The organism is Kineococcus sp. GCM10028916 (assembly GCF_042674865.1).
Taxonomy (GTDB): domain Bacteria; phylum Actinomycetota; class Actinomycetes; order Actinomycetales; family Kineococcaceae; genus Kineococcus.
On record NZ_JBHTFM010000016.1, the window covers coordinates 269425 to 291263 of the forward strand.

Here is a 21839-nt window from a genome sequence, read left to right on the forward strand (position 1 = left end):
TCCAGACGAGCCACGAGGCCACCGTACCCCCACCGGCGGGGAGAACGGCAACCATGTCGTGTGTCACGTCCGCAATCGTTGTCCGCAGATGTGGACGTGTGGCACGATGGCGTCACCTCCTGCCGATGACGAAGGACGGACATGCCCAGCCGCAGCACCACGAGCCGGATCACCCGGGTCGAGATCACCCCGGTCGCCTTCCGCGACCTCCCCCTGCTCAACAACGTCGGCGTCCACGAACCCTTCGCCCTGCGCAGCGTCATCGAGGTCGAGACCGAGGACGGCGTCCACGGACTCGGCGAGAGCTACGGCGACGCCGCCCACCTCGACCGCCTCCGCGCGGCCGCGGTCCGGCTCCGGGGTCTCGACGTCTTCGACCTGAACGCGCTGCAGCGCGCGGTGGTGGACTCCCTCCGCGGGGACACCACCACCGGTGGGCACGGCACGGGCCTGCAGATCACCACCTCCAACACCGCCGACCGCGTCGTCGCGGCGTTCGAGGTCGCCGCCCTCGACGTGCAGGGCAAGCTCGTCGGCCGCCCCGTCAGCGACCTCCTCGGCGGGAGGGTCCGCGACGAGGTCGCCTACAGCGCCTACGCGTTCTACAAGTGGGCCGCCCACCCCGGCCAGGAAGACGACAGCTGGGGCGCGGCCCTCGACCCCGCCGGGGTCGTCGCCCAGGTCCGCCGCATGGTCGACGAGTTCGGGTTCACCGCGATCAAGCTGAAGGGCGGGGTCTTCCCGCCGGCCGAGGAGATCGAGGCGATCCGGGCCCTGCGCGCGGAGTTCCCCGATCTGCCGCTGCGCCTGGACCCCAACGGCGCGTGGACCCCGGAGACGTCGGTCCGGGTTGCCGAGCAGCTCGACGGGGTCCTGGAGTACCTCGAGGACCCGACCCCCGGCCTGGAGGGCATGGCGGCCGTCGCGGCGAAGCTGCAGGGGCGGATGCCGTTGGCCACCAACATGTGCGTCGTCGCCTTCGGACACCTCCCCCCGGCGGTCGCGCAGGACGCCGTCCAGGTCGTCCTCTCCGACCACCACTTCTGGGGCGGGCTGCGCCGCTCGCAGGACCTGGCCCGGATCTGCGAGGTGTTCGGGATGGGGTTGTCGATGCACTCCAACTCCCACCTCGGGATCAGCCTCGCCGCCATGACCCACCTCGCCGCCGCGACCCCGAACCTCGACTACGCGTGCGACACGCACTGGCCGTGGAAACGGCCCGAGGACGACGTCGTCCTCCCCGGGGTGCTCACCTTCGCGGGCGGCGCGGTGAAGGTGCCGACCACCCCGGGCCTCGGGGTGGAACTCGACCGGGACGCGCTCGCCCGGCTGCACGAGCAGTACCTGGCGTGCGGCATCCGCAACCGCGACGACACCACCTACATGCGCACCGTCGACCCGGGTTTCCGCCCGAACACCGCCCGTTGGTGAACCCCACCCCCCGAACCGGAGATCCCGTGACCCAGCCCAGCGACCTCGCCCCCACCGACCTCCGCGCCGCCCTCGGCTCCGGTCTCCTCTCCTTCCCCGTCACCCACACCCACACCGACCTCAGCTTCGACGAGGCCGGCTACCGCGACCACGTCACCCACCTGAGCGGGTTCGGCGCGTCGGGGTTGTTCGCGGCGGGCGGCACGGGCGAGTTCCCGGCGCTGACGATCGCGGAGGTCCTGCAGGTCGTCTCCGCCACGGTCGAGGCCAACGAGCACCGCAGCCCCGTCGTCGGCCCGGTCGGGTACGGCACGTCCACCGCGGTCGAGATGACCCGGGCCGTCGAGGCGGCCGGTGCGGACGGTGTGTTCGTCCTGCCGCCCTACCTCAACGAACTCACCCAGCAGGGGCTGTACCAGCACGTCGCCGCCGTCTGCGGGGCGACGTCCCTCGGCGTCGTCGTGTACCACCGGGCCAACGCGAGGTTCACGGCGGCGACGGTGAACCGGCTGGTCGAGGAGTTCCCGAACTTCATCGGGTTCAAGGACGGCATCTGCGACATCGACCTGATGGCGACGTTGTACGCCACCCACGGCGACCGCCTCGTCTACGTCGGCGGGCTGCCCACGGCCGAGACCTACGCCCTGCCCTACCTGGAACTCGGGGCCACCACGTACTCGTCGGCCATCTTCAACTTCGCTCCGCAGTGGGCGCTGGACTTCTACGGCCGGGTCACCGCCCGGGACCGCGACGGCGTCTACGACCGCCTGCGGGAGTTCGTCATCCCCTACCTCGACATCCGCAACCGGACCAACGGGTACGCGGTCTCGATCGTGAAGGCCGGGATGACCGCCGCCGGCCGGCCGGCCGGTCCCGTGCGCCCGCCGCTGGTCGACCTCACCGCGGGCGAACTGGCCGAACTGAGCGACCTGGTCACGAGGGTGGTCTGACGTGGTGGAGCTGACCGGCGACCTCGCCCCGCTGGCGACGGAACCGGACTCGTGAGCGGCACCCCCGTCGTCGTCGACCTCCGGGTCGTCCCGGTCGCCGGCCACGACGACATGCTGCTCAACCTCTCCGGTGCCCACGCCCCGTTCTTCACCCGCAACGTCGTCGTCCTCACCGACTCCGACGGGCGGACCGGCGTCGGTGAGGTTCCCGGCGGGGAGGCGATTCGCACCACGCTCGTCGAGGCGGGCCGTCTCGTCGTGGGACGCCCGCTCGCGCGGTACCGCGAGACGCTGGCCGAGGTGCAGCGCACCTTCGCCGGCCGCGACACCGCCGGACGCGGCCCGCAGACGTTCGACCTGCGCACCACCGTGCACGTCGTCACGGCGTTCGAGGCGGCGCTGCTGGACCTGCTCGGGAAGTTCCTGGAGGTCCCCGTCGCGGACCTCCTCGGGGAGGGACGGCAACGGGACCGGGTCCAGGCCCTGGGGTACCTGTTCTTCGTCGGCGACCGGAGCACGACCGACCTCGCCTACCGGGAGGAACCGGACGCGGCCGACGACTGGTCCCGGCTGCGGCACGAACCCGCGCTGGACGCCGCGGCCGTCGTGCGCCTCGCCGAGGCGGCGCAGGCGAGGTACGGGTTCGCGGACTTCAAGCTCAAGGGCGGTGTCCTCCCCGGCGAGCAGGAGGTCGAGGTCGTCACCGCGCTCGCGCAGCGCTTCCCCGACGCCCGGATCACCCTGGACCCCAACGGCGGCTGGTCGCTGGCCGACGCGATCCGCCACGGCCGCGACCTGCGCGATGTCCTCGCCTATGCCGAGGACCCGTGCGGGGCCGAGGGCGGGTACTCCGGACGGGAGGTGATGGCCGAGTTCAAGCGGGCGACCGGGATGCGAACGGCGACGAACATGGTCGCCACCGACTGGCGCCAGCTCGGGCACGCCGTCCGCGCCGGCGCCGTCGACATCCCGCTCGCCGACCCGCACTTCTGGACGATGGCCGGATCCGTCCGGGTCGCCCAGCTGTGCGAGGCGTGGGGTCTGACCTGGGGTTCGCACTCCAACAACCACTTCGACGTCTCGCTGGCGATGTTCACCCACGTCGCGGCCGCCGCGCCGGGTGACGTCACGGCCATCGACACGCACTGGATCTGGCAGGACGGCCAGCGCCTCACGAAGGAACCGTTCCCGATCCGCGACGGCCACCTCGACGTCCCCACCACCCCCGGCCTGGGGGTGGAACTCGACGAGGAACGTGTCGCGGCGGCGCACGAGCTGTACCAGCGCGAGGGTCTCGGAGCCCGCGACGACGCGATCGCCATGCAGTTCCTGCACCCCGGTTGGACGTTCGACCCGAAGCGTCCCGCGCTCGACCGCTGACCACCCGAGGGGTGCAGGCGTAGGGTCGGGACCGTGAAGTGGGATCCCAGTCAGTACGCCCGGTTCGCCACCCCGCGCTCCCGGGCGTTCGGCGACCTGGTCGCGCAGATCCAGGCGAAGGCGCCGCGTGAGGTCGTCGACGTCGGCTGCGGGGCGGGGAACCTCACGGCCACCCTGGCCAAGCGGTGGCCGGGGGCCCGGGTGCGGGGTTTCGACTCCTCCCCCGACATGATCGCGAAGGCCCCGACCCACGCGGGCGTGGAGTTCGGCGTCGCGAGCGCCCAGGACTTCGACGCCACCGGCGTCGACGTCGTGGTCTCCAACGCCGTCCTGCAGTGGGTTCCCGAGCACCGCGACCTGCTGCGGAGGTGGGCGTCCCAGCTCGTCCCCGGCGGGTGGCTCGCCTTCCAGGTCCCGTCGAACTTCGACGCCCCCTCGCACCGCCTCATGCGTGAACTCGCCGAGTCCCCGCCGTGGCGCCACCGGCTGGCGGGGGTGCTGCGCGGCACCGAGTCCGTCGCGACGCCCCAGGAGTACCTCGACCTCCTCGCGGGGGCCGGACTCCTCGCCGAGGTGTGGCAGACGGAGTACCAGCACGTCCTCCCCGGCCCGGACCCGGTGCTGGAGTGGGTGCGCGGCACGGGGTTGCGCCCGGTCCTGCAGGCCCTCGACGCCGAGAGCGCCGTGGAGTTCGAGCGCGAGTACGCGGCGCTGCTCCGCGAGGCGTACCCGGCGCGCGACTACGGGACGCCGTTCCCGTTCCTGCGCACGTTCGCGGTCTCCACCGTCCCCGCCTGATCGACCTCCAGCAGTTCCAGCAGCTGCGGGGCCGGCGACGACCCCGGGGACGTGACGACGGAGACGATCCACTCCGGGGTGTCGGCGGGCATCGCCGCCACCGACAGCCGGGTCGCCTCGGGTTTCGCGGCCACGTGACGCGGCACGATCGCGACGCCGAGGCCCCGGCCCACGAGGTCGAGCAGCGCGTGCACGTCGCCGACGCTGAAGCGGACCCGCCGGTGCACGCCGTGGGCGGCGCAGGCGGCGTCGGTGATGGGTCGCACCCCCCACGAGGGGACGAAGTCGATGAACGGGAAGCCGGCCAGTTCGCTCCACTCCACGACGGAGCGCCCGGCCAGCGGGTGCTCGGGCGGGGTGAGCAGCACGAGCGGTTCGCGCCCGAGCTCGTCCGCGGACAGCGCCCCGAGGTGTTCCGTCGTCGCCACGAAGGCGAGGTCCAGCTCCGCCTCGCGCAACCGCCCCAGCAGGTCGTGCGACCCGGCCTGCTCGAAGTGGATCTCGACCTGCGGGAACCGGCGGTGGAACCGTTCGAGCAACGTCGAGACGTCGACGACGCCGAGGCACTGCTCGGCCCCGACCCGCAACGTCCCGGAGAGCCGCTGGGTGGCCTGGACGACGGCGTCGCGCGCCGCGGTGGCCTGGGCCAGCATCGTGCGGGCGAAGGGCAGCAGCGCCAGTCCCGCGTCGGTCGGTTGCACCACGCGGGGGCTGCGGGCGAACAGCGCCGTCCCCAGTTCGTCCTCGAGCGTCCGGATCGCGGCGGACAGACCCGACTGCGACACTCCGCTCAGGGCGGCGGCCCGGGTGAACTGCCGTTCGTCGGCGAGGGCGACGACGTACTGCATCTGCCGGAGGTCCATGCCATGAATCCTACTTCTGCGAACGAGAAGGAGCAGATGTTGGACTTCTGGCCGATGGGTTCCTAGGGTCGAAGACGTGAAGCAGCGCAGCCTCGGACGCCCCGGATCCCCCACCACCCGCCAGGTCTCCGCCATCGGACTCGGCGGGATGCCCCTCTCCATCGAAGGTCGTCCCGACGACGACCGCGCGATCGCCACCGTCCACGCCGCCCTCGAGGCGGGCGTGACGCTCATCGACACCGCCGACGCGTACCACCGCGACGCCGACGAGGTCGGGCACAACGAGTCGCTCATCGCCCGCGCCCTGCGTGCGTACGGCTCCCCCACCGACGACGTGGTCGTGGCCACCAAGGGCGGCCACCTGCGCCCCGGCGACGGGTCCTGGACCAAGAACGGCCACCCCGCCTACCTCAAGGAGGCTGCCAAGGCCTCCGCGAAGCGCCTCGGCGTGGAGGCCATCGGCCTCTACCAGTTCCACCGCCCGGACCCCGACGTCCCCTTCGCCGACTCCATCGGCGCGCTCGTGGAACTCCTCGACGAGGGCGTCATCGTCCGCGCGGGCATCTCCAACGCCGACGTCGCCCAGATCGACGAGGCCGACCGCCTCCTCGGCGGCCGCCTCACCTCGGTGCAGAACCAGTTCTCCCCCGCGTTCCGCTCCAGCCAGGGCGAGCTGGAGCACTGCGCCTCGCTCGGCGTCTCGTTCCTGCCGTGGTCGCCGCTGGGCGGCATCTCCAACGCCGCCGACCTCGGGTCGAACCACGCGGTGTTCGCCGAGGTCGCGCAGGCCCACGGCGTCAGCCCCCAGCAGGTCACGCTGGCCTGGGAACTCGCCCTCGCCGACGTGGTCCTGCCGATCCCCGGCTCCTCCCGCCCGGCCAGCATCCAGGACTCCCTGGCCGCGGCCGACCTCGAACTGACCGCCGACGAGATCACCCGCCTCTCCGAAGGAGCCCGTTCGTGAAGACCCTCCCCCTGGGTGGAACCGACCTGCAGGTGCCCAACGTCGTCCTCGGCCTGATGCGCATCGCCGAGATGGACGACGAGGCGATCCGCACCCTCGTCGCGACCGGTCGTGAGGTCGGCATCACGATGCTGGACCACGCCGACGTCTACGGCGGCTCGATGCACAAGTGCGAGGAGCGGTTCGCCGAGGCGGTGACCCTCAGCTCCTCCGAGCGCGAGAACACCATCATCCAGACCAAGGCCGGGATCGTCCCCGACGGCCCGTACTTCGACTTCTCCTACGAGCACATCATCGCGTCGGTGACGGGTTCGCTGAAGGCGCTGAACACGGACTACATCGACGTCCTGCTGCTGCACCGTCCCGACGCCCTCGTCGAACCCGAGCAGGTCGCCAAGGCGTTCGACGAACTGCACGCCGCGGGCAAGGTCCGCGCGTTCGGGGTCTCCAACCAGAACCCCGGCCAGATGGACCTGCTGCGCAAGCACGTCACGCAGCCCCTGGTCGCGAACCAGCTGCAGCTCTCGATCACGCACGCCCCGCTCATCGCCCAGGGCGTCGCCTCGAACATGCAGGGCCTCGACCAGTCGATCTCCCGCGACAGCGGAACCCTCGACTACTGCCGCCTGCACGACATCACCGTGCAGGCCTGGTCGCCGTTCCAGGCCGGGTTCTTCGACGGGGTCTTCCTGGACAACCCGAAGTACCCGGAACTGAACGCCGTCCTGGACCGCCTGGCGAAGCAGTACGACGTTCCCACCATCGCGATCGCCACCGCCTGGATCACCCGGCACCCGGCGAACATGCAGGTCGTCCTCGGCACGACCAACCCCGAACGGGTGCGGGCCGCGGCCCAGGGTTCGGACCTCGCCCTGACCCGGGCGGAGTGGTACGAACTGTTCCGCGCCGCGGGCTACCGCGTCCCCTGAGCACCCTCCCCCCACTCGGCACCGCCGCCCCCGCCCCCCGGGCGGCGGTGCCGTCGCACGCCCCCGCGAACCCCCGAGGAGACACCGTGGAACACACCCACCTGGGCCCGACCGGCCTCACCGTGAGCCGGATCGTCCTCGGCTGCATGAGCTTCGGCGACGGCAACGAGCAGCAGACCTGGACCCTGGACGCCGAGGGCGCCGAGCCGATCTTCCGCGAGGCCGTCGAACTCGGCATCACGTTCTGGGACACCGCCAACGTCTACGGCCGCGGTAGTTCCGAACGCGTCACCGGTGAGGCGATCCGGAAGTACACCCGCCGCGAGGACGTCGTCCTGGCGACCAAGCTGTTCGGGGAGATGGGTCCCGGTCCCGGGCAGTCCGGGCTCTCGCGCCGGGCCGTCCTGGAGCAGGTCGACGCGTCCCTGCAACGCCTCGGGACCGACTGGATCGACCTGTACCAGATCCACCGCTTCGACCCCGCCACCCCGGTGGAGGAGACGATGGAGGCCCTGCACGACGTCGTGAAGGCCGGCAAGGTCCGCTACCTCGGCGCCTCGAGCATGTGGGCCTGGCAGTTCGCGAAGCTGCAGAGCGCCGCCGACCTCGGCGGGTGGACGCGCTTCGTCTCCATGCAGAACCAGTACAGCCTCGCCCAGCGCGAAGAGGAGCGGGAGATGTTCCCCCTCCTGGCCGACCAGGGCGTCGGTTCCATCCCCTGGGGTCCGCTGCAGGCCGGGAAGATGGCCCGCCCGTGGAGCGAGCAGAGCACCGCGCGCGCCGGGGACGAACCGCAGACCGACCCCAAGGGCAACCCCGTCCGCCTCGACACCGACAAGGGCATCGTCGACGCGATCGAGCGGATCGCCGGCGAGCGTGGCGTGTCGATGGCGCAGGTCGCGCTGGCCTGGGTGCTGCGCAATCCGGTCGTGGACGCACCGATCGTCGGGGCGACCAAGGTGCACCACCTCCGCGACGCGGTCGCCGCCCTCGACGTCGACCTCACCGACGACGAGGTCACCGCGCTCGAGGAGCACTACGTCCTGCGCCAGCCGACGTTCTTCTGAGCGGTCCCCGGACGACGAACGGCCCGCCGCCCCCTCGGGGTGGCGGGCCGTTCGCGTCTCAGCGCGGGACCCGGCGGGCCTCGCGGACCAGGCGCTCGGCGTCGGAGGCGGTGAGGGGACCGGCACGCCGGAGGTCGCGGACGTCGGCACCTGCCGCACGTCGCGCAACCCTGCTCCTCAGAGGGTCAGCGAACCCCCGACGGGCAACTGCACCGCGCCGGTGACGCCGCGGCGTGCGGCCTCGGCGACGAAGCGGCGGCCGGGTTCCACGAACCGGTCCCCCATGGTCGCGCCCAGCGCGACGGGGTGCAGCGTCCCCCAGTGCACGGGGATCGAGGTTCCCGGCCGGACCCGCGCGACGAGGTCCGCGGCCTGCTGCGGGTCGAGGTGGTGCGGGCCGAGGGTGTGACCCCAGCCCCCCACCGGGACGAGGGCGACGTCGGGGGAACGTCCCCCCGCGGCGAGCACCGCGTCGGACTCCTCGAACTCACCGGTGTCGCCGACGGCCCAGACCAGCAGGTCGTCGGGGTCGCGCTCCGGGAAGGTCCCGGGGATCCGCACGAGGTGCTCCACGGCCACGGCCTCCGGGGCCCGGCTGAACCGGGCTCCCGTCCGGTGGCCGGTGTGGTGGGCGGGCAACGCGCTCACCTGCACCGCACCGGAGGCGAACGGGAGTTCCACCGTGGCCCCGACGGCGACCTCAAGCACCCGGGTCGCGGGAACGCGGAGCTTCCAGCGCACCCAGTCCGAGGAACCCGGCGGGGTCACGAGCACCGCCGGCCGCAGCCGTCGCAGCGAGGGCAGGTCCAGGTGGTCGTGGTGGAGGTGGGAGACCAGGGCCAGGTCGCACCCGGCCGACGCCGACGGCGCGGGCGTCGGGGGACGCCGCCGCAGGTGCCCCAACCCCGGACGCAGCACGGGATCGGTGACGATGCGCAGGTTCCCGGCGGAACGGGTGACGTCCAGCGTCACCGTCGAGTGTCCCAGCCACCGCAACGACGCGCTCACAGGTCGACCTCCTTCATCCAGCGGACCAGTTGTTCGTGGATCGTCGCCGCCCCGACGATCGGCGCCTCCCCCGGCACGGACCGGTCGCGCAGGTCCTCGGCGACCTTCCACTCCGCGGGGTGCACCAGCACCGCCTCGGTCTGCCACCCACCGAGTCCGCCGTGCGAGCCGACCTGTTCCTCGAAGGCGTGGACCTCACCGGAGACGGGGTCCACCGTGGAGTGCACGAAGAGCGCGGGAGCGGTGGCGAACCGCATCATCCGCAGCAGTTCCCCGGCGGCGCGCGGCCCGAACGGGAGCAGCGGGTCGATTCCCTCCACCCGGCCGGAGACGAGGTGGTGCTCACCCTCGGGACCGACGGCGACGACCTCCTCGTCGCGACGGCCGACGACGAAACCCACCCCGCGGGTCTCGACCAGACCCGGTACGAGCGCGGGCCAGCGACGGTCCACCTCGTCCAGGTCCAGCCGCCCCTGCGGTGCGTCGGGCATCGAGAGCAGGGCGGTGCAGCCGGCGGTCGCGACGACGACGGAGTCGCGTCCCGAGGCGACGACCTCCTCGTGCCGGTTGCTGACCAGTTCGGCCCGGGTCGACGTCGCGAAGTCGCGGACCAGGACGTCGACGCGGCCCCGCATCTCCTCCCCGGCGGCCGTGGTGACGACGGGGTGGGTGGGGCCCTCGCGGTCCATCAGGTCGTAGACGAGGTCGCGCAGGTGCCGCCCGGAGACCTGCTCGAACGTCGGCCCCTGCGCCTGCCCGTGGTCGGAGACGATGACGACGCGGTAGTCGCGGGGCGCGGCCGCGGCCACGTCCGCCAGCGTCTGCAGCACCCGGTCGATCCCGGCGAGGGCGTCCAGCGATTCCGCCCGGGCCACGCCGGCGTGGTGGGCGACCTCGTCGTAGTCGAGGAAGTCGACGAACACCACCGAGCGCCCGGCGGAGAGTTCCTGCGCCACCAGGACGACGTTGAGGTCACGCAGCAGGGTGTTCGTCACCGCGCGCAGCAGGACGTACCAGCCGCGCCGCGGGATGCGCGGTTCGACGCGACGGACCCGCTGCTGCCAGCCCTGGTAGAGCTCCTTGACGATCTCCCCGACCGTCAGCAGCAGGCTGCGCAGCACCACGAACGGACGGGCGACGTAGCGCAGGTAGGGGCGCCCCGATCCCCCCGCCCGCGAGGTGGAGACGACGAGGTGCGCGTGGCCGGCCTCGCCGGAGAACACGTTGCCGATGCTGGCCCCGTCGCGGGCCAGCAGCCCGGTGCGCCCGGCGGCGTGCGCCGCGGCCCGGACCCGTCCCTCGATGATCGCGGCGTCCGCCGGGCGGTTCGAGACCAGCACCCGGCGCAGTTCCGGGTCCCACCAGCGGAAGGCCGGGACGTCCTCGGTGCTGCCGTGCAGGAACCCCGCCTGGCTGGCCGGGGTCGTGGACGGCAGCGCCGCGCGCCAGCCCTCCGCGAGGTGACTGCCCTCGCGCAGCCACCGCGCGATCGTGGTCAGCGTTCCCGAGTGCAAACCGAACTGCAGCAACGGCATCGAGAGCCCGTCGACCTGCACGACGAGCAACCCCGGCGGGCACGCCTCCCCCGGCGGACGCGGCCGGTGGCGCAGCAGTTCCCGCACCACCCACCGGCTGTCGTTGGCCCCGATGACCCAGCGGGCGACGACGGCCACCAGCCCGGTCCAGAAGTAGACCAACCACAGGGCGTTGAGGTCACGCAGGTCGAGACCCGGTACCACCGTCAGCGCCGTGTGCAGCAGCAGCAGCTGCACGGAGACCCCGATGAGGACCGTCGGCAGCGGGCCGAGGAAGGCGACCAGCGGGCCGAGCAACGGGCGGACGACCAGGTCACCGACCGCGAGGACCGCGGCGGAGGCGAGCAGCCAGAACGGCGAGGACACCTCCACCCCGGCGACCAGGTGCGCACTGATCCACAGCGCGAACGCCGTGGGCAGCAACGACAGCAGCAGGTCCCGGGTGTCGCGGGCGGTGAAGGCGAACCAGGTGCGCACCGAAGGCGCTCAGAACCCGAGGCGCTGCAACTGCTTGGGGTCGCGCTGCCAGTCCTTCGCGATCTTCACGCGCAGGTCGAGGTGGACGCGGGTCCCGAGCAGGGCCTCGATCGAGCGGCGAGCCCTCGTCCCGACGTCCTTCAACCGCGCGCCGCCCTTGCCGATGATGATCCCCTTCTGGGAATCGCGTTCGACGTAGAGCCACACGAAGATCTGCAGCACACCGTTGTCGCCCTCGTTCATCTCCTCGACGACGACCGCGAGGGAGTGCGGGAGCTCGTCGCGGACCCCCTCCAGCGCGGCCTCGCGGACGAGTTCGGCGACCATGACGGACTCGGGTTCGTCGGTGAGTTCCCCGTCCGGGTACAACCGCGGCCCGACGGGCAGGTGCCCGAGCAGGACGTCGGCGACGGTGTCGACCTGTTCGCCGGTCTTGGCCGACCCGGGGACGACGTCGGCGAAACCTCCGAGCACCTGCTCGCCCAGGGAGACCAGCGCCAGCAGTTGTTCGGCCACCTGCTGCTTGGAGGCCTTGTCCGTCTTGGTGACCAGGCCGATCTTCGTGGAGCGCGGGATCCTGCCCAGGGCCTCGGCGATGAACTTGTCCCCGGGGCCGATCTTCTCGTCGGCGGGGATGCAGATCGCGACGATGTCGACCTCGGCGAGGGTCTCGTGGACCCGGTCGTTCAGCCGCTGCCCGAGCAGGGTGCGGGGCCGGTGCAGACCCGGGGTGTCGACGAGGACGAGCTGGGCGTTCGGGCGGTGCACGATGCCCCGCACGGTGTGGCGGGTGGTCTGCGGTCGCGACGACGTGATCGCGACCTTCTGGCCGACGAGGGCGTTGGTCAGGGTCGACTTGCCCGCGTTCGGTCGCCCGACGAGACAGGCGAACCCGGACCGGTGGGGGGTGGTCTCTTCAGTCATTCTGGTGCCCTCCGGCGTGGTCGTCGACGAGTTCGGACTCTGCGTCCTCGGGGTGTTCGGGCAGGCGGTGCACGAGCACCGTCCGCACCTGGTTGCGGCGGCCGACGCGTCCGTCGGCCTCCAGCCGCAACCCGTGGACCTCGCCCACGGCGCCGGGGACGAGGACCTCCCCGAGGGTCTTGGCGAGGAGCCCGCCGACGGTGTCGACGTCCTCGTCCTCGATCTCCTTCTCGAACAGGTCGCCCAGTTCCTCCACGTGCAGGCGGCTGGAGACCCGGAAACCCCCGTCGGGCAACGGTTCGACCTCGGGGGCCTCGCGGTCGTACTCGTCGGCGATGTCGCCGACGATCTCCTCGATCACGTCCTCGATCGTCACGAGACCGGCCGTCCCGCCGTACTCGTCGACGACGATCGCGACGTGCGTGGTGTCGCGCTGCATCTGCTTGAGCAGGTCGTCGACGGGCAGGCTGTCGGGGACGAACACCGTCTGGCGGACGACGCTCTCGACCCGCTCGGCGCGGGCGGCGTCGGGGTCGGCGTGGAAGCGGCGGGCGACGTCCTTGAGGTAGACGACGCCCAGGACGTCGTCGGAGTCATCGCCCACGACGGGCATCCGGGAGAAGCCCGAGCGCAGGAACAGGGCCTCGACCTCGTAGAGCCCCGTGCCGCGGCGAGCCGACACGATGTCGGTGCGCGGCACCATGACCTCGCGGACGAGGGTGTCGCCGAACTCGAAGACGGAGTGGATCATCCGGTGCTCACCGGCCTCGATGACCGAGGTCTCCCCGGCCAGCTCGACGATCTCGCGCAGCTCGGCCTCGGAACCGAACGGTCCGTGCCGCAGTCCGCGCCCGGGCGTGACGGCGTTGCCGACGGCGACCAGCGCCCGGGCCACCGGCCCCAGGACGGTGGTCAGGCGGACCAGCACGGGCGCGGCGCGCAGGGCCACGGACTCGGAGTGGAGCCGCCCGAGGGTTCGCGGACCGACGCCGACGAGGACGAAGTCCAGCGCCGACATCCCGAGACCGGCCAGCAGCAGGACGAGCCACCAGGAACCGGTCCAGCTCGCCACCGCGACGGTCACGCAGACCGCGGCGAGGGTCTCGCAGACGACGCGCAGCAGCGTCGCGACGGTGAGCACCGAGGCCGCGGACTCCAGGACCCGGCCCAGTTCCGGGGCGCCCCGGCGCCCGTCGGCCTCGAGATCGCGGGCCCGGCGTCGCGACGTGCCGGCGATCGCCGACTCGGCCGCGGCGACGAGTCCGCCGGCGAAGAGGAGCGCGAGCGCCAGGAGCAGGAGCGGGACGGCCGGCGCACCCACCGCTCAGCCCCCCGACGGCAGCGCGCGGTGGCCGACGGTGGGGGTCGGGTCACCGGGGCGACCGATGCGGGCCAGGAACCCCAGCACCAGGCGTCGCTGGAGCGTGAACATCTCGCGCTCCTCGTCGGCTTCGGCGTGGTCGTAGCCGAGCAGGTGCAGGATGCCGTGGGTCACGAGCAGCAGGACCTCGTCGGCCGTGGCGTGACCGGAGGCCTTCGCCTGCGCGGCAGCCACTTCCGGGCACACGACGACGTCGCCGAGCAGACCCGGCTCGGAGGTGCGGCCCTCGCGGCCGGGACGGAGCTGGTCCATGGGGAACGACATCACGTCGGTGGGGCCGGGTTCGTCCATCCACTGCACGTGCAGCCGGGACATCGCCTCGGTGTCGATCATCAGGACCGACAGTTCCGCCAGCGGGTGGACCCGCATCTCCTCCAGCACGTAGCGCGCCAGGTGGGAGACCTCGACGGTGTCGACGCCGCGGCCCTCCGCGAACGAGCTCTCGTCGACGACCTCGATGCTCATCGGCTGCGGCCCCCGTGACCGCCGTGGCGGGCGGGGCGGGTGTCGTCGTAGCGCTCGTAGGCGTCGACGATCTCCGACACCAGGCGGTGGCGGACGACGTCGGTGGAGGTCAGCCGCGAGAAGTGCACGTCGTCGATGTCCTCGAGGATGTCCTGGACGACGCGCAGCCCCGAGTCCGTCCCGCTGGGCAGGTCGACCTGGGTCACGTCGCCGGTGACGACGATCTTCGAGCCGAACCCGAGACGGGTCAGGAACATCTTCATCTGCTCGGCGGAGGTGTTCTGCGCCTCGTCGAGGATGATGAACGCGTCGTTGAGGGTGCGCCCGCGCATGTAGGCCAGCGGCGCGACCTCGATCGTCCCCGCCGCCATCAGCCGCGGGATCGAGTCGGGGTCGAGCATGTCGTGCAGCGCGTCGTAGAGCGGACGCAGGTAGGGGTCGATCTTGTCGGTCAGGGTGCCGGGCAGGAACCCGAGCCGCTCCCCCGCCTCGACGGCCGGGCGGGTCAGCACGATCCGGTTGACCTGCTTGGCCTGCAGCGCCTGCACGGCCTTCGCCATCGCGAGGTACGTCTTGCCGGTACCGGCCGGGCCGATGCCGAAGACGATGGTGTTCTCGTCGATGGCGTCGACGTAGCGCTTCTGGCCGACCGTCTTCGGCCGGATCGTGCGACCCCGGCTGGAGAGGATGTTGAGGGTCAGGACGTCGGCGGGACGGTCGTCGCCGGTGCCGTTGGCCTGGGCCCGCAGCATGGAGACGGAGCGTTCGACGGCGTCCGGGGACAACGGCTGACCCGCGCGCAGGACGGCGGTCATCTGGTCCACGAGGCGCTCGACGAGGGCGACCTCACCGGCGGCGCCGGAGACGGTGATCTCGTTGCCGCGGACCAGGACGTCGGCCTTGGGGAAGGCCCGTTCGAGGACCCGCAACAGCTCGTCGCGGGCGCCGAGCAGGGAGACCATCGCGACCTCGGGCGGCACGACGATGACGTGACGGGTCACGGCCGAGGTCTGGGCCGAGGGTTCGGGGGTGCGGTCGGTGCTGGCCATGATCGCCCTGTGGGGCAGTTCGCCTCCGTGCTGAGGGGTGCGCTGTCGTCCCCGATCCTAACGAGCCCTCGCCCGGAGGGCCTCCGCGTTCCCCGTGTCCGCCTCCGGCAGCCGGGCGGCCAGCCGCAACGCGTCGTGCGGAGCGTGGCCGTGGGCGTCGTTGTCGAAGTAGACGACGACGTCCGCGGTGCGCGACCAGGCACGGACCTTCGCGGCCCAGGCGTCCAGCGCCGCGTCGGAGTAGGCGTTGCTGTAGAGCTCCTCGTCGCCGTGCAGGCGGACGTAGACCAGGTCGCTGGTGACGGCCTCGGCCTGCAGCCACCGCCCGGCCGACTGGGCGACCACGCAGGCGACGTCGTGGGCGCGCAGCAGCGCGAGCGCCTCCTCGGTGCAGAAGGACTCGTGCCGGAACTCCAGGGCGTGGCGGAGGCGCCGTCCGGCGAAGCCCCGCGGTGCCCGGGTGAGCGCCCGCTCCGGTGGCAGCCTCTCGTCGTGGCGCCGGGCCAGGGCCGCGGCCTGCCCGACGGTCCGGGGCAGCAGCGCGAGGAAGGTGGCCACGACCTCCTCGTCGTAGTGCACGCTCTCGGGCAGCTGCCAGAGCACGGGTCCCAGCCGGTCCTGCAGGGCCAGCACCCCGGAGGCGAAGAAGTTGGCCAGCGGGCGCTCCACGTCGCGCAGCCGCTTGAGGTGGGTGACGAAGCGGGCGCCCTTGACGGCGAACTCGAACCCGTCGGGGGTCTGCTCGCGCCACGTCGCGTAGGTCGTCGGGCGTTGCAGCGAGTAGAACGACCCGTTGATCTCGATCGTCGACAGCCGGGCCGCGGCGTGGGCGAGCTCGTCGCGCCGGCGCAGGCCCGCGGGGTAGAAGTCTCCCCGCCAGGCGCGGTAGCTCCACCCCGAGATGCCGATGCGCACGCTCACGGGGTCCAGCTACCCCGTGCGGCCGGGTGGACACGCGTCCTGGCGCCACTACCGTCGGCGGGGTGAGCCTCCCCACCCGACCCGCGCGCATCGCCCTCACGGGGGGAGGTTTCCGCGCCGGTCTGCACCTGGACCTGGTGGCGCGGCTGCCGGAGCACTTCGAGGTGAGCGGCGTCCTGGTCCGCAGCGACGCCGCCGCGGCGACCGCGACCGCGCGGGGGCTCCCCGTCCACCGCGACCTCGACGGGCTGCTGGGCGCCGCCCCGGACCTCGTCGTCGTCTCGGTGGCCGCCGCGGCCGCCCCGGGGCTGGTGGTGGAGCTGCTGGAGCGGGGCGCCGCGGTGCTGACGGAGACCCCGCCGGCCGCCGACCTGGACGGGTTGCGGTCGTTCTGGGACGCGACCGGGCCGGACGCCCGGGTGCAGGTGGCGGAGCAGTACCTGCTGTCCCCGCACAACGCGGCCCGCCTCGAGCTGGTCCGGCAGGGTTCGCTGGGGACCCCGACCTCGGTCCAGGTGTCCTCCACCCAGCTGCACCACGCCACCTCGGTGGTCCGCGGGTTCCTGGGTCTCGGCGCGGAGCCCGCCCGGGTCGTGGCGAGCGCCACGACGGCCCCCCTGGCCGACCCGATCACCCGCGCCGGCTGGACCGGGAACGCCGCACCGCGCCCCCAGGTCACCACGATCGCCACGTTCGACTTCGGCGACGGCCGCAGCGCGCTCTACGACTTCACCGAGACCCAGACCCGCAACCCGCTGCGCCACCGGCGGCTCGTGGTGCGCGGCAGCCTCGGGGAGCTGGTCGACGACCGCCTCGTCCGCCTCGCGGACGCGACCACGGTGCTGACGTCCTCGATCGAGCGTCGCCAGACCGGGCACCACCAGGACGTCCAGGGCTTCGACCTCGACGTCCTCTCCGCGGACGGGGAGGTCCTGTTCCGCAACCCCTACGTCGGGGCGCGCCTCTCCGACGAGGAGATCGCGGTCGCCACGCTGCTGGAGCGCGCGGGCACCTGGGCCCGCGGTGAGGGGCCCGGACCGTACCCGTTGGCCGAGGCCGCCCAGGACCAGCTGCTGTCGCTGGCCATCACCGAGGCGCTGGCCACGGGCGGGCCGGTGCGGACGGCGGGCGAGGCGTGGGCCGGGGCGCTCGGCCGGTGATGCCCGACGGTGATGCCCGACGGTGATGCCCGACGGTGATGCCCGACGGTGATGCCCGACGGTGATCAGGCGGGCGAGCGGCGGGTGCTCCCCCGGACCATGTCGTCGGCGATCCGGGCGGCTCCGGCGAGGACCGTCAGGACCGGGTTCACCCCGCCGTTGGTGACGTGCAGGGACGCGTCGACGACGCGGAGGTTCCGGTAGCCCCAGACCCGTCCGAACGGGTCGGTCACCGAACGCGCGGGGTCCGTTCCCGTCCGGGCGGTCCCCGCCTGGTGCTGACCGCCGCTCGGCCCGGGGCCCGGCGGCGGGCGGCGCGCCACCCGCGACGCGCCGGAGGCCGACAGCCAGTCCGCGGCCCGGGCCGAGAGGAACTCCTGGGTCCGCCGGTCCTCGTCGTGGATGCCGCCCGAGAACCGCGCGACCGCGACCCCGGAACCGTCCCGCACGCGGGGGTCGAGGCGCACCCGCGACGACGCGAGCGTGACCTCCTGCGCCGGTCCCACGACCTGCACCAGGTGCCGGGCCAGTTCCCGCAGCCCGGAGCGGGCGGCCGGTCCCCACGCCGGGAGGAAACCCGCCGCCACCAGCGCCCGGCGGGTGCCCGCGGGCGTGGGGACGAACTCGTTCGCGAGCATCCCGCCGCCCACGAGGCCGGGGTTGCCGTGCCGGAAGTCGCCGGTCGCGATGGCCGGCCCGGGCCCGAGGAGGTCCACGACCTCCTCGGCGAACACCGCGGTGGCCCCGCCGTAGACGTGGCCCTGCAGGTGGCGCCCGACCTGGTCGGTGGCGTTGCCCATCCCCGCCGGGTCGCCGTCGTGCGCGCTCGTCAACAGCACCCGCGCCGTCTCCACGGCCCCGGCGGCCAGCACGACCTCCTCCGCGAGGACGGTGCGCCGCCAGGCGACGCCGTCGAGGGTCCCGACGAGGGAGACCCCCGCGACGCGGCCGGCGGTCCCGGGCAGGACGCGGTCCACCCGCGCGCCGGGCACGACGTCGCAGTTCCCGCTCGCCACCGCCCACGGCACGGCCGTGTTGTGGGTCCCCGTCTTGGCGTCGACGGGACAGGCGAAACCCACGCACTGCGCGCACCGGGCACAGGCCGCCCGACCGCCGAAATCCTGGGTGTTCACCAGCAGCGGGACGGCCGTCGTGCTCAGGCCGAGGGTCGAGGCCCCCGCCGCGAGCAGCCGTTCCTGGACCCCGCCCGGCAACGGCGGCATGGGGTACGGCCGACGCCGGGGCCCCGCCGCGGTGTCCCCCTCGGCCCGGCCGCTGACGCCGAGGGTCCACTCGATCTCGTCGTAGTAGGGCTCGAGGTCGGCGTAGCCGATGGGCCAGTCCGCCAGTGCGCTGCCGTCGGGAACCCCGTAGCGGGTGGCCATCCGGAAGTCGTCGGGGGCGAACCGCCAGGCCTGCGCGCCGTAGACCCGGGTGCCGCCGCCCACGAGCATCGCGTTGGCGTTCCACCCGCCGTCCCCCGGCTGCAGCACCCGACCGGCCAGCGTGCGCGGGTCCTCAGCACCGCGCGGTCCGGTCAGCGGGTCCAGACCGGTCGCCGCCCGCGGGTTGCGCAGGTGGTCGCGCGAAAGTTCCGCGGTGCCCGGCCAGTCGCCTCGTTCGACGAGCAGCACCCGACGGCCGGACTCCGCGAGCTTCCACGCCGCGACCCCACCGCCGGCGCCGGAACCGACGACCACCACGTCGTAGCGGTCCCCGACCTCGCCCGGGGTGCGGAAACCCGCGGCGACGTCGTCGACCCCGGCGATCGGCGTGGTCCGGCCGGGGTGCCACCGCAGGTCCGGCCAGGTCGAGGGGTTCGCGAGGTGGACGTCGGCGACGAGGTCGACGAACCAGCGGAACTCCGCGTCGTCGGCTTCGGGGAACCCCGCACCGACCCGGGCGAGCACGTCCCCGACCCGGCCCGCCCAGTCCGGGCGGTCCACGGTCAGGACGGTCGAGAGGTCGCCGGCGACCCGCGCCGCCACCTCGTCCTCGACCGCGAGGACGTCGCGCAGGACGGCCCGCAGGACCGCCCCGTCCACGGGGGACCCCGGTCCGGCCACGTCGCTGCCCACCACACCGGGAACCCTAGGGTGCGACGATGCCCCGGTGAACCCCGTCCGCCCCCGCACCGCGGTCCTGGGCTCCGGGGAGGTCGCGTGGGACGCCGCGGTCGTCCCGGCCGACGACGCGGCGCTGCGGGGCGAGGGGTGCTTCGAGACGATCCTGGTCCACGGCGGCCGGCCCGCGCACGTGGTGCGGCTCGAGGAGCACCTGGACCGCTTCGAACGGTCGGCCGCCGCCCTCGACACGTTCTTCGACCGGGCCGGGTGGACCGCCCTGAGCGCGGCCCTCGTGGACGAGGTACCGGACGGCGTCGAGGCGGTGCTGCGTCTCTCCCTGTCCCGCAGCGGCTCGGGGGTGGCGACGGTCCGGCCCCTGCCCGCGTCCGTGCTGGCGGGACGCGACGGGGTGCACGTCGCCACCCTGGCCCGGGGGACGGTGGCGGTGGCCGACGCGCCGTGGTTGCTCGGCGCGGTGAAGACCTCCTCCTACGCGGTGAACGGGGCCGCGCTGCGCGAGGCGGCCCGCCGCGGCGCCGACGACGCGCTGTTCGTGGACGCGCAGGGGTTCCTGCTGGAGGGGCCGACGGCGAACCTCCTCTGGCACCTGGACGGGGCGTGGCACACCCCGGTGCCGGCCGGGCGCGGGGTCCTCCCGGGAACCACCCTGGCCGCGGTCGGACCCGCCCGCGAGGTGCTGCGCCGCCCGGAGGAACTCCTCCGCGCCGACGGGGTGTGGCTGCTCTCGAGCCTGCGGGGCGCGGCGGCGGTCCTCAGCGTCGACGGGACCCCGTTGCCGGGCGACGCCGACCTCACCCGGCGCCTGCAGCAGGTCGCACTGGAACGCCCACCCCTTCACTGAGAGTTCTCCCGCCCTGCACAGCGATGTCACCTGGACCCGACAGCCTTCGCCGGGTGTCGATCCCCTCCTCCCCCTTCTCGCGCCGTTCGCTCCTCGCCGCCGGTGGCAGCGGCCTGCTCGTCCCCGGGCTGATGCGTTCCGGGATGCCGAGCATCACCCACGGCGTCCAGTCCGGTGACGTCACCTCGAACACCGCGACGATCTGGACCCGCGCCGACCGCACCGCCCGGATGTTCGTCCAGGTCTCCCCCACGGGTTCCTTCGGCGCCGACTGCCGCACCTACCGCGGACCGCTGCTCACCGCGACGAGCGACTTCACCGGGCGCCTCGACGTCACCGGGCTGCCGTCCGCCGCCGACGTCCCCTACCGGGTGGTCCTCGGCGAACCCGACGCCCACCGCCCGGACGGCGACTCGCTCGAGGGTTTCCTGCGCACCGCCCCCACGACGGGCGACCACCGGCGCATCCGGTTCCTCTGGAGCGGTGACCAGGCCGGTCAGGGCTGGGGCCGCAACCCCGACCTCGGGGGTTTCCCCATCTACCGGTCGATGGCCGAACGCGACGCCGACTTCTTCCTGCACTCCGGGGACACCATCTACGCCGACGGCGTCATCTCCGGCGACGTGACCCTCCCGGACGGCCGGGTCTACCGCAACGTCGTCACCGAGGCGAAGTCGCACGTGGCGCAGACCCTCGACGACTTCCGCGGGGCGTTCCGGTACAACCTGGAGGACCAGGCGTACCGCGACTTCTTCGCCAGGGTCCCGCAGGTGAACCAGTGGGACGACCACGAGGTGCACAACAACTGGTTCCCGCACGAGATCCTCGACGACGACGCCTACCAGGAGAAGCGCGTCGACGTGCTGTGGATGCGCGGCGAGCAGGCCTGGCGCGAGTACGTCCCGATCTCGTCGCGCCGCGACGGGAAGGTCTACTCCCAGTTCTCCTTCGGCCCGCTGCTGGACGTGTTCGTCCTCGACATGCGGACCTACCGCGACGCGAACCCGTGGGGTTGGGCCGGTGGCGGGGTCCGTCCCGACGGCGGGATCCTGGGGACGGAGCAGGCGCAGTGGCTGGTGGAGGCGATGTCCGCCTCGACCGCGCGGTGGAAGGTCGTCCAGGCCGACATGCCGATCGGGCTCGTCGTCCCCGACGCCGCGTCGAACGGGATCGAGGCGATCGCGCAGGGCGACCCAGGGGTGCCGCGCGGGCGGGAACAGCAGATCGCCTGGATCCTGCGGGAGCTGAAGAACCGCGGGGTCCGCAACCACGTCTGGCTCACCGCGGACGTGCACTACACCGCCGCCCACCACTACGACCCCTCGCGCGCGGCGTTCACGGAGTTCGACGACTTCTGGGAGTTCGTCTCCGGGCCGCTGCACGCGGGTTCCTTCGGCCCCAGCGAGCTGGACGCGACGTTCGGGCCGGAGGTCGTGTTCCAGTCCGTTCCGCCGCACGCGAACACCTCGCCGCTGGAGGGCTCGCAGTTCTTCGGTGAGGTCGAGATCGACCCAGACACCGAAGGGCTCACGGTGACGTTGCGCGACATCGCGGGGGCGGCGCTCTGGAACCGGACGCTGCAGCCCCGGGGTTGAGCGAGTGGAGCGTT

Annotated in this window: 19 protein-coding genes; 10 read left to right on the top strand and 9 right to left on the bottom strand. The window is 73.0% G+C overall.

The features are described 5' to 3' along the window. Positions 1 to 141 precede the first annotated feature (141 nt). The 4 genes from ACFQ46_RS15115 to ACFQ46_RS15130 all read left to right on the top strand — a co-directional run bounded on the left by ACFQ46_RS15115 (position 142) and on the right by ACFQ46_RS15130 (position 4559). Entirely contained in the window at positions 142 to 1431 is a 1290-nt protein-coding gene (locus ACFQ46_RS15115; RefSeq protein ID WP_380260207.1) for a glucarate dehydratase family protein, read from the top strand. Positions 1432 to 1457: 26 nt separating this feature from the next. Next, a complete protein-coding gene (locus ACFQ46_RS15120; RefSeq protein WP_380260208.1) occupies positions 1458 to 2381 on the top strand; it encodes a 5-dehydro-4-deoxyglucarate dehydratase in 924 nt (307 codons plus the stop codon). 111 nt (positions 2382 to 2492) lie between these two features. Beyond that, positions 2493 to 3761, top strand: a complete 1269-nt coding sequence (locus tag ACFQ46_RS15125) for an enolase C-terminal domain-like protein (protein ID WP_380260445.1) — start codon at positions 2493 to 2495, stop codon at positions 3759 to 3761. 33 nt (positions 3762 to 3794) lie between these two features. Beyond that, on the top strand, positions 3795 to 4559 hold the full coding sequence (locus ACFQ46_RS15130; RefSeq protein ID WP_380260209.1) for a trans-aconitate 2-methyltransferase: 765 nt from the start codon (positions 3795 to 3797) through the stop codon (positions 4557 to 4559). Here ACFQ46_RS15130 and ACFQ46_RS15135 read toward each other — a convergent pair. Then, positions 4502 to 5422, bottom strand: a complete 921-nt coding sequence (locus tag ACFQ46_RS15135) for a LysR family transcriptional regulator (RefSeq protein ID WP_380260210.1) — start codon at positions 5420 to 5422, stop codon at positions 4502 to 4504. The two genes, ACFQ46_RS15130 and ACFQ46_RS15135, sit on opposite strands and share 58 nt — an antisense overlap. A 76-nt stretch (positions 5423 to 5498) precedes the next feature. Here ACFQ46_RS15135 and ACFQ46_RS15140 point away from each other — a divergent pair, with 76 nt between their 5' ends. From ACFQ46_RS15140 to ACFQ46_RS15150, 3 genes are all read left to right on the top strand, one after another. Continuing rightward, positions 5499 to 6386, top strand: a complete 888-nt coding sequence (locus ACFQ46_RS15140; protein WP_380260211.1) for an aldo/keto reductase — start codon at positions 5499 to 5501, stop codon at positions 6384 to 6386. Continuing rightward, complete coding sequence (locus tag ACFQ46_RS15145) at positions 6383 to 7315, top strand: aldo/keto reductase family oxidoreductase (protein ID WP_380260212.1); 933 nt, start codon at positions 6383 to 6385, stop codon at positions 7313 to 7315. Before ACFQ46_RS15140 ends, ACFQ46_RS15145 begins: the two co-directional genes overlap by 4 nt. 86 nt (positions 7316 to 7401) lie before the next feature. Then, the gene (locus ACFQ46_RS15150) at positions 7402 to 8382 is read left to right on the top strand and encodes an aldo/keto reductase (protein ID WP_380260213.1); all 981 of its coding nucleotides are present in this window, start codon (positions 7402 to 7404) and stop codon (positions 8380 to 8382) included. Positions 8383 to 8559: 177 nt separating this feature from the next. Here the strand turns inward: ACFQ46_RS15150 and ACFQ46_RS15155 are convergent, their stop codons facing one another. The 7 genes from ACFQ46_RS15155 to ACFQ46_RS15185 are packed head-to-tail and all read right to left on the bottom strand — an operon-like array spanning position 8560 to position 16142. After that, a complete protein-coding gene (locus tag ACFQ46_RS15155; protein WP_380260214.1) occupies positions 8560 to 9390 on the bottom strand; it encodes an MBL fold metallo-hydrolase in 831 nt (276 codons plus the stop codon). Further along, a complete protein-coding gene (locus tag ACFQ46_RS15160; RefSeq protein WP_380260215.1) occupies positions 9387 to 11402 on the bottom strand; it encodes an alkaline phosphatase family protein in 2016 nt (671 codons plus the stop codon). Before ACFQ46_RS15160 ends, ACFQ46_RS15155 begins: the two co-directional genes overlap by 4 nt. 9 nt (positions 11403 to 11411) lie before the next feature. Further along, the gene (gene era / locus ACFQ46_RS15165; protein WP_380260216.1) at positions 11412 to 12326 is read right to left on the bottom strand and encodes a GTPase Era; all 915 of its coding nucleotides are present in this window, start codon (positions 12324 to 12326) and stop codon (positions 11412 to 11414) included. Then, positions 12319 to 13647 (bottom strand): hemolysin family protein, encoded by a 1329-nt coding sequence (locus tag ACFQ46_RS15170; RefSeq protein ID WP_380260217.1) that lies wholly within the window; start codon positions 13645 to 13647, stop codon positions 12319 to 12321. Before ACFQ46_RS15170 ends, era begins: the two co-directional genes overlap by 8 nt. Before the next feature lie 3 nt (positions 13648 to 13650). Continuing rightward, entirely contained in the window at positions 13651 to 14172 is a 522-nt protein-coding gene (gene ybeY, locus ACFQ46_RS15175) for an rRNA maturation RNase YbeY (RefSeq protein ID WP_328295472.1), read from the bottom strand. Further along, positions 14169 to 15221, bottom strand: coding sequence for a PhoH family protein (locus ACFQ46_RS15180; protein WP_380260218.1), 1053 nt, complete (start codon positions 15219 to 15221; stop codon positions 14169 to 14171). Before ACFQ46_RS15180 ends, ybeY begins: the two co-directional genes overlap by 4 nt. 57 nt (positions 15222 to 15278) lie before the next feature. After that, positions 15279 to 16142, bottom strand: a complete 864-nt coding sequence (locus ACFQ46_RS15185) for a DUF72 domain-containing protein (RefSeq protein ID WP_380260219.1) — start codon at positions 16140 to 16142, stop codon at positions 15279 to 15281. A gap of 62 nt (positions 16143 to 16204) precedes the next feature. Between ACFQ46_RS15185 and ACFQ46_RS15190 the strand changes: the two genes are divergently transcribed. After that, complete coding sequence (locus ACFQ46_RS15190) at positions 16205 to 17302, top strand: Gfo/Idh/MocA family oxidoreductase (protein WP_380260220.1); 1098 nt, start codon at positions 16205 to 16207, stop codon at positions 17300 to 17302. Between the two features lie 65 nt (positions 17303 to 17367). Here ACFQ46_RS15190 and ACFQ46_RS15195 read toward each other — a convergent pair whose 3' ends face one another. Beyond that, on the bottom strand, positions 17368 to 19383 hold the full coding sequence (locus ACFQ46_RS15195) for a GMC oxidoreductase (RefSeq protein ID WP_380260221.1): 2016 nt from the start codon (positions 19381 to 19383) through the stop codon (positions 17368 to 17370). 31 nt (positions 19384 to 19414) lie between these two features. Between ACFQ46_RS15195 and ACFQ46_RS15200 the strand changes: the two genes are divergently transcribed. Both ACFQ46_RS15200 and ACFQ46_RS15205 read left to right on the top strand, forming a co-directional pair. After that, positions 19415 to 20230 carry an aminotransferase class IV gene (locus ACFQ46_RS15200; RefSeq protein WP_380260222.1) on the top strand — a complete coding sequence of 272 codons (816 nt, stop codon included), beginning with the start codon at positions 19415 to 19417 and terminating at the stop codon, positions 20228 to 20230. A 23-nt stretch (positions 20231 to 20253) separates the two neighbouring features. After that, positions 20254 to 21825: an alkaline phosphatase D family protein gene (locus ACFQ46_RS15205; protein ID WP_380260223.1), complete on the top strand. Its 1572-nt coding sequence runs from the start codon at positions 20254 to 20256 to the stop codon at positions 21823 to 21825. Positions 21826 to 21839 lie beyond the last annotated feature (14 nt).

What these genes read in the sequence shown, in the direction of transcription:
- ACFQ46_RS15125 (WP_380260445.1), top strand. Translation starts at nt 2,493, where the DNA reads ATGCTGCTCAACCTCTCCGGTGCCCACGCCCCGTTCTTCACCCGCAAC.
- ACFQ46_RS15180 (WP_380260218.1), bottom strand. Translation starts at nt 15,221, where the DNA reads ATGGCCAGCACCGACCGCACCCCCGAACCCTCGGCCCAGACCTCGGCC.
- ACFQ46_RS15135 (WP_380260210.1), bottom strand. Translation starts at nt 5,422, where the DNA reads ATGGACCTCCGGCAGATGCAGTACGTCGTCGCCCTCGCCGACGAACGG.
- ACFQ46_RS15115 (WP_380260207.1), top strand. Translation starts at nt 142, where the DNA reads ATGCCCAGCCGCAGCACCACGAGCCGGATCACCCGGGTCGAGATCACC.
- era (WP_380260216.1), bottom strand. Translation starts at nt 12,326, where the DNA reads ATGACTGAAGAGACCACCCCCCACCGGTCCGGGTTCGCCTGTCTCGTC.
- ACFQ46_RS15205 (WP_380260223.1), top strand. Translation starts at nt 20,254, where the DNA reads ATGTCACCTGGACCCGACAGCCTTCGCCGGGTGTCGATCCCCTCCTCC.
- ybeY (WP_328295472.1), bottom strand. Translation starts at nt 14,172, where the DNA reads ATGAGCATCGAGGTCGTCGACGAGAGCTCGTTCGCGGAGGGCCGCGGC.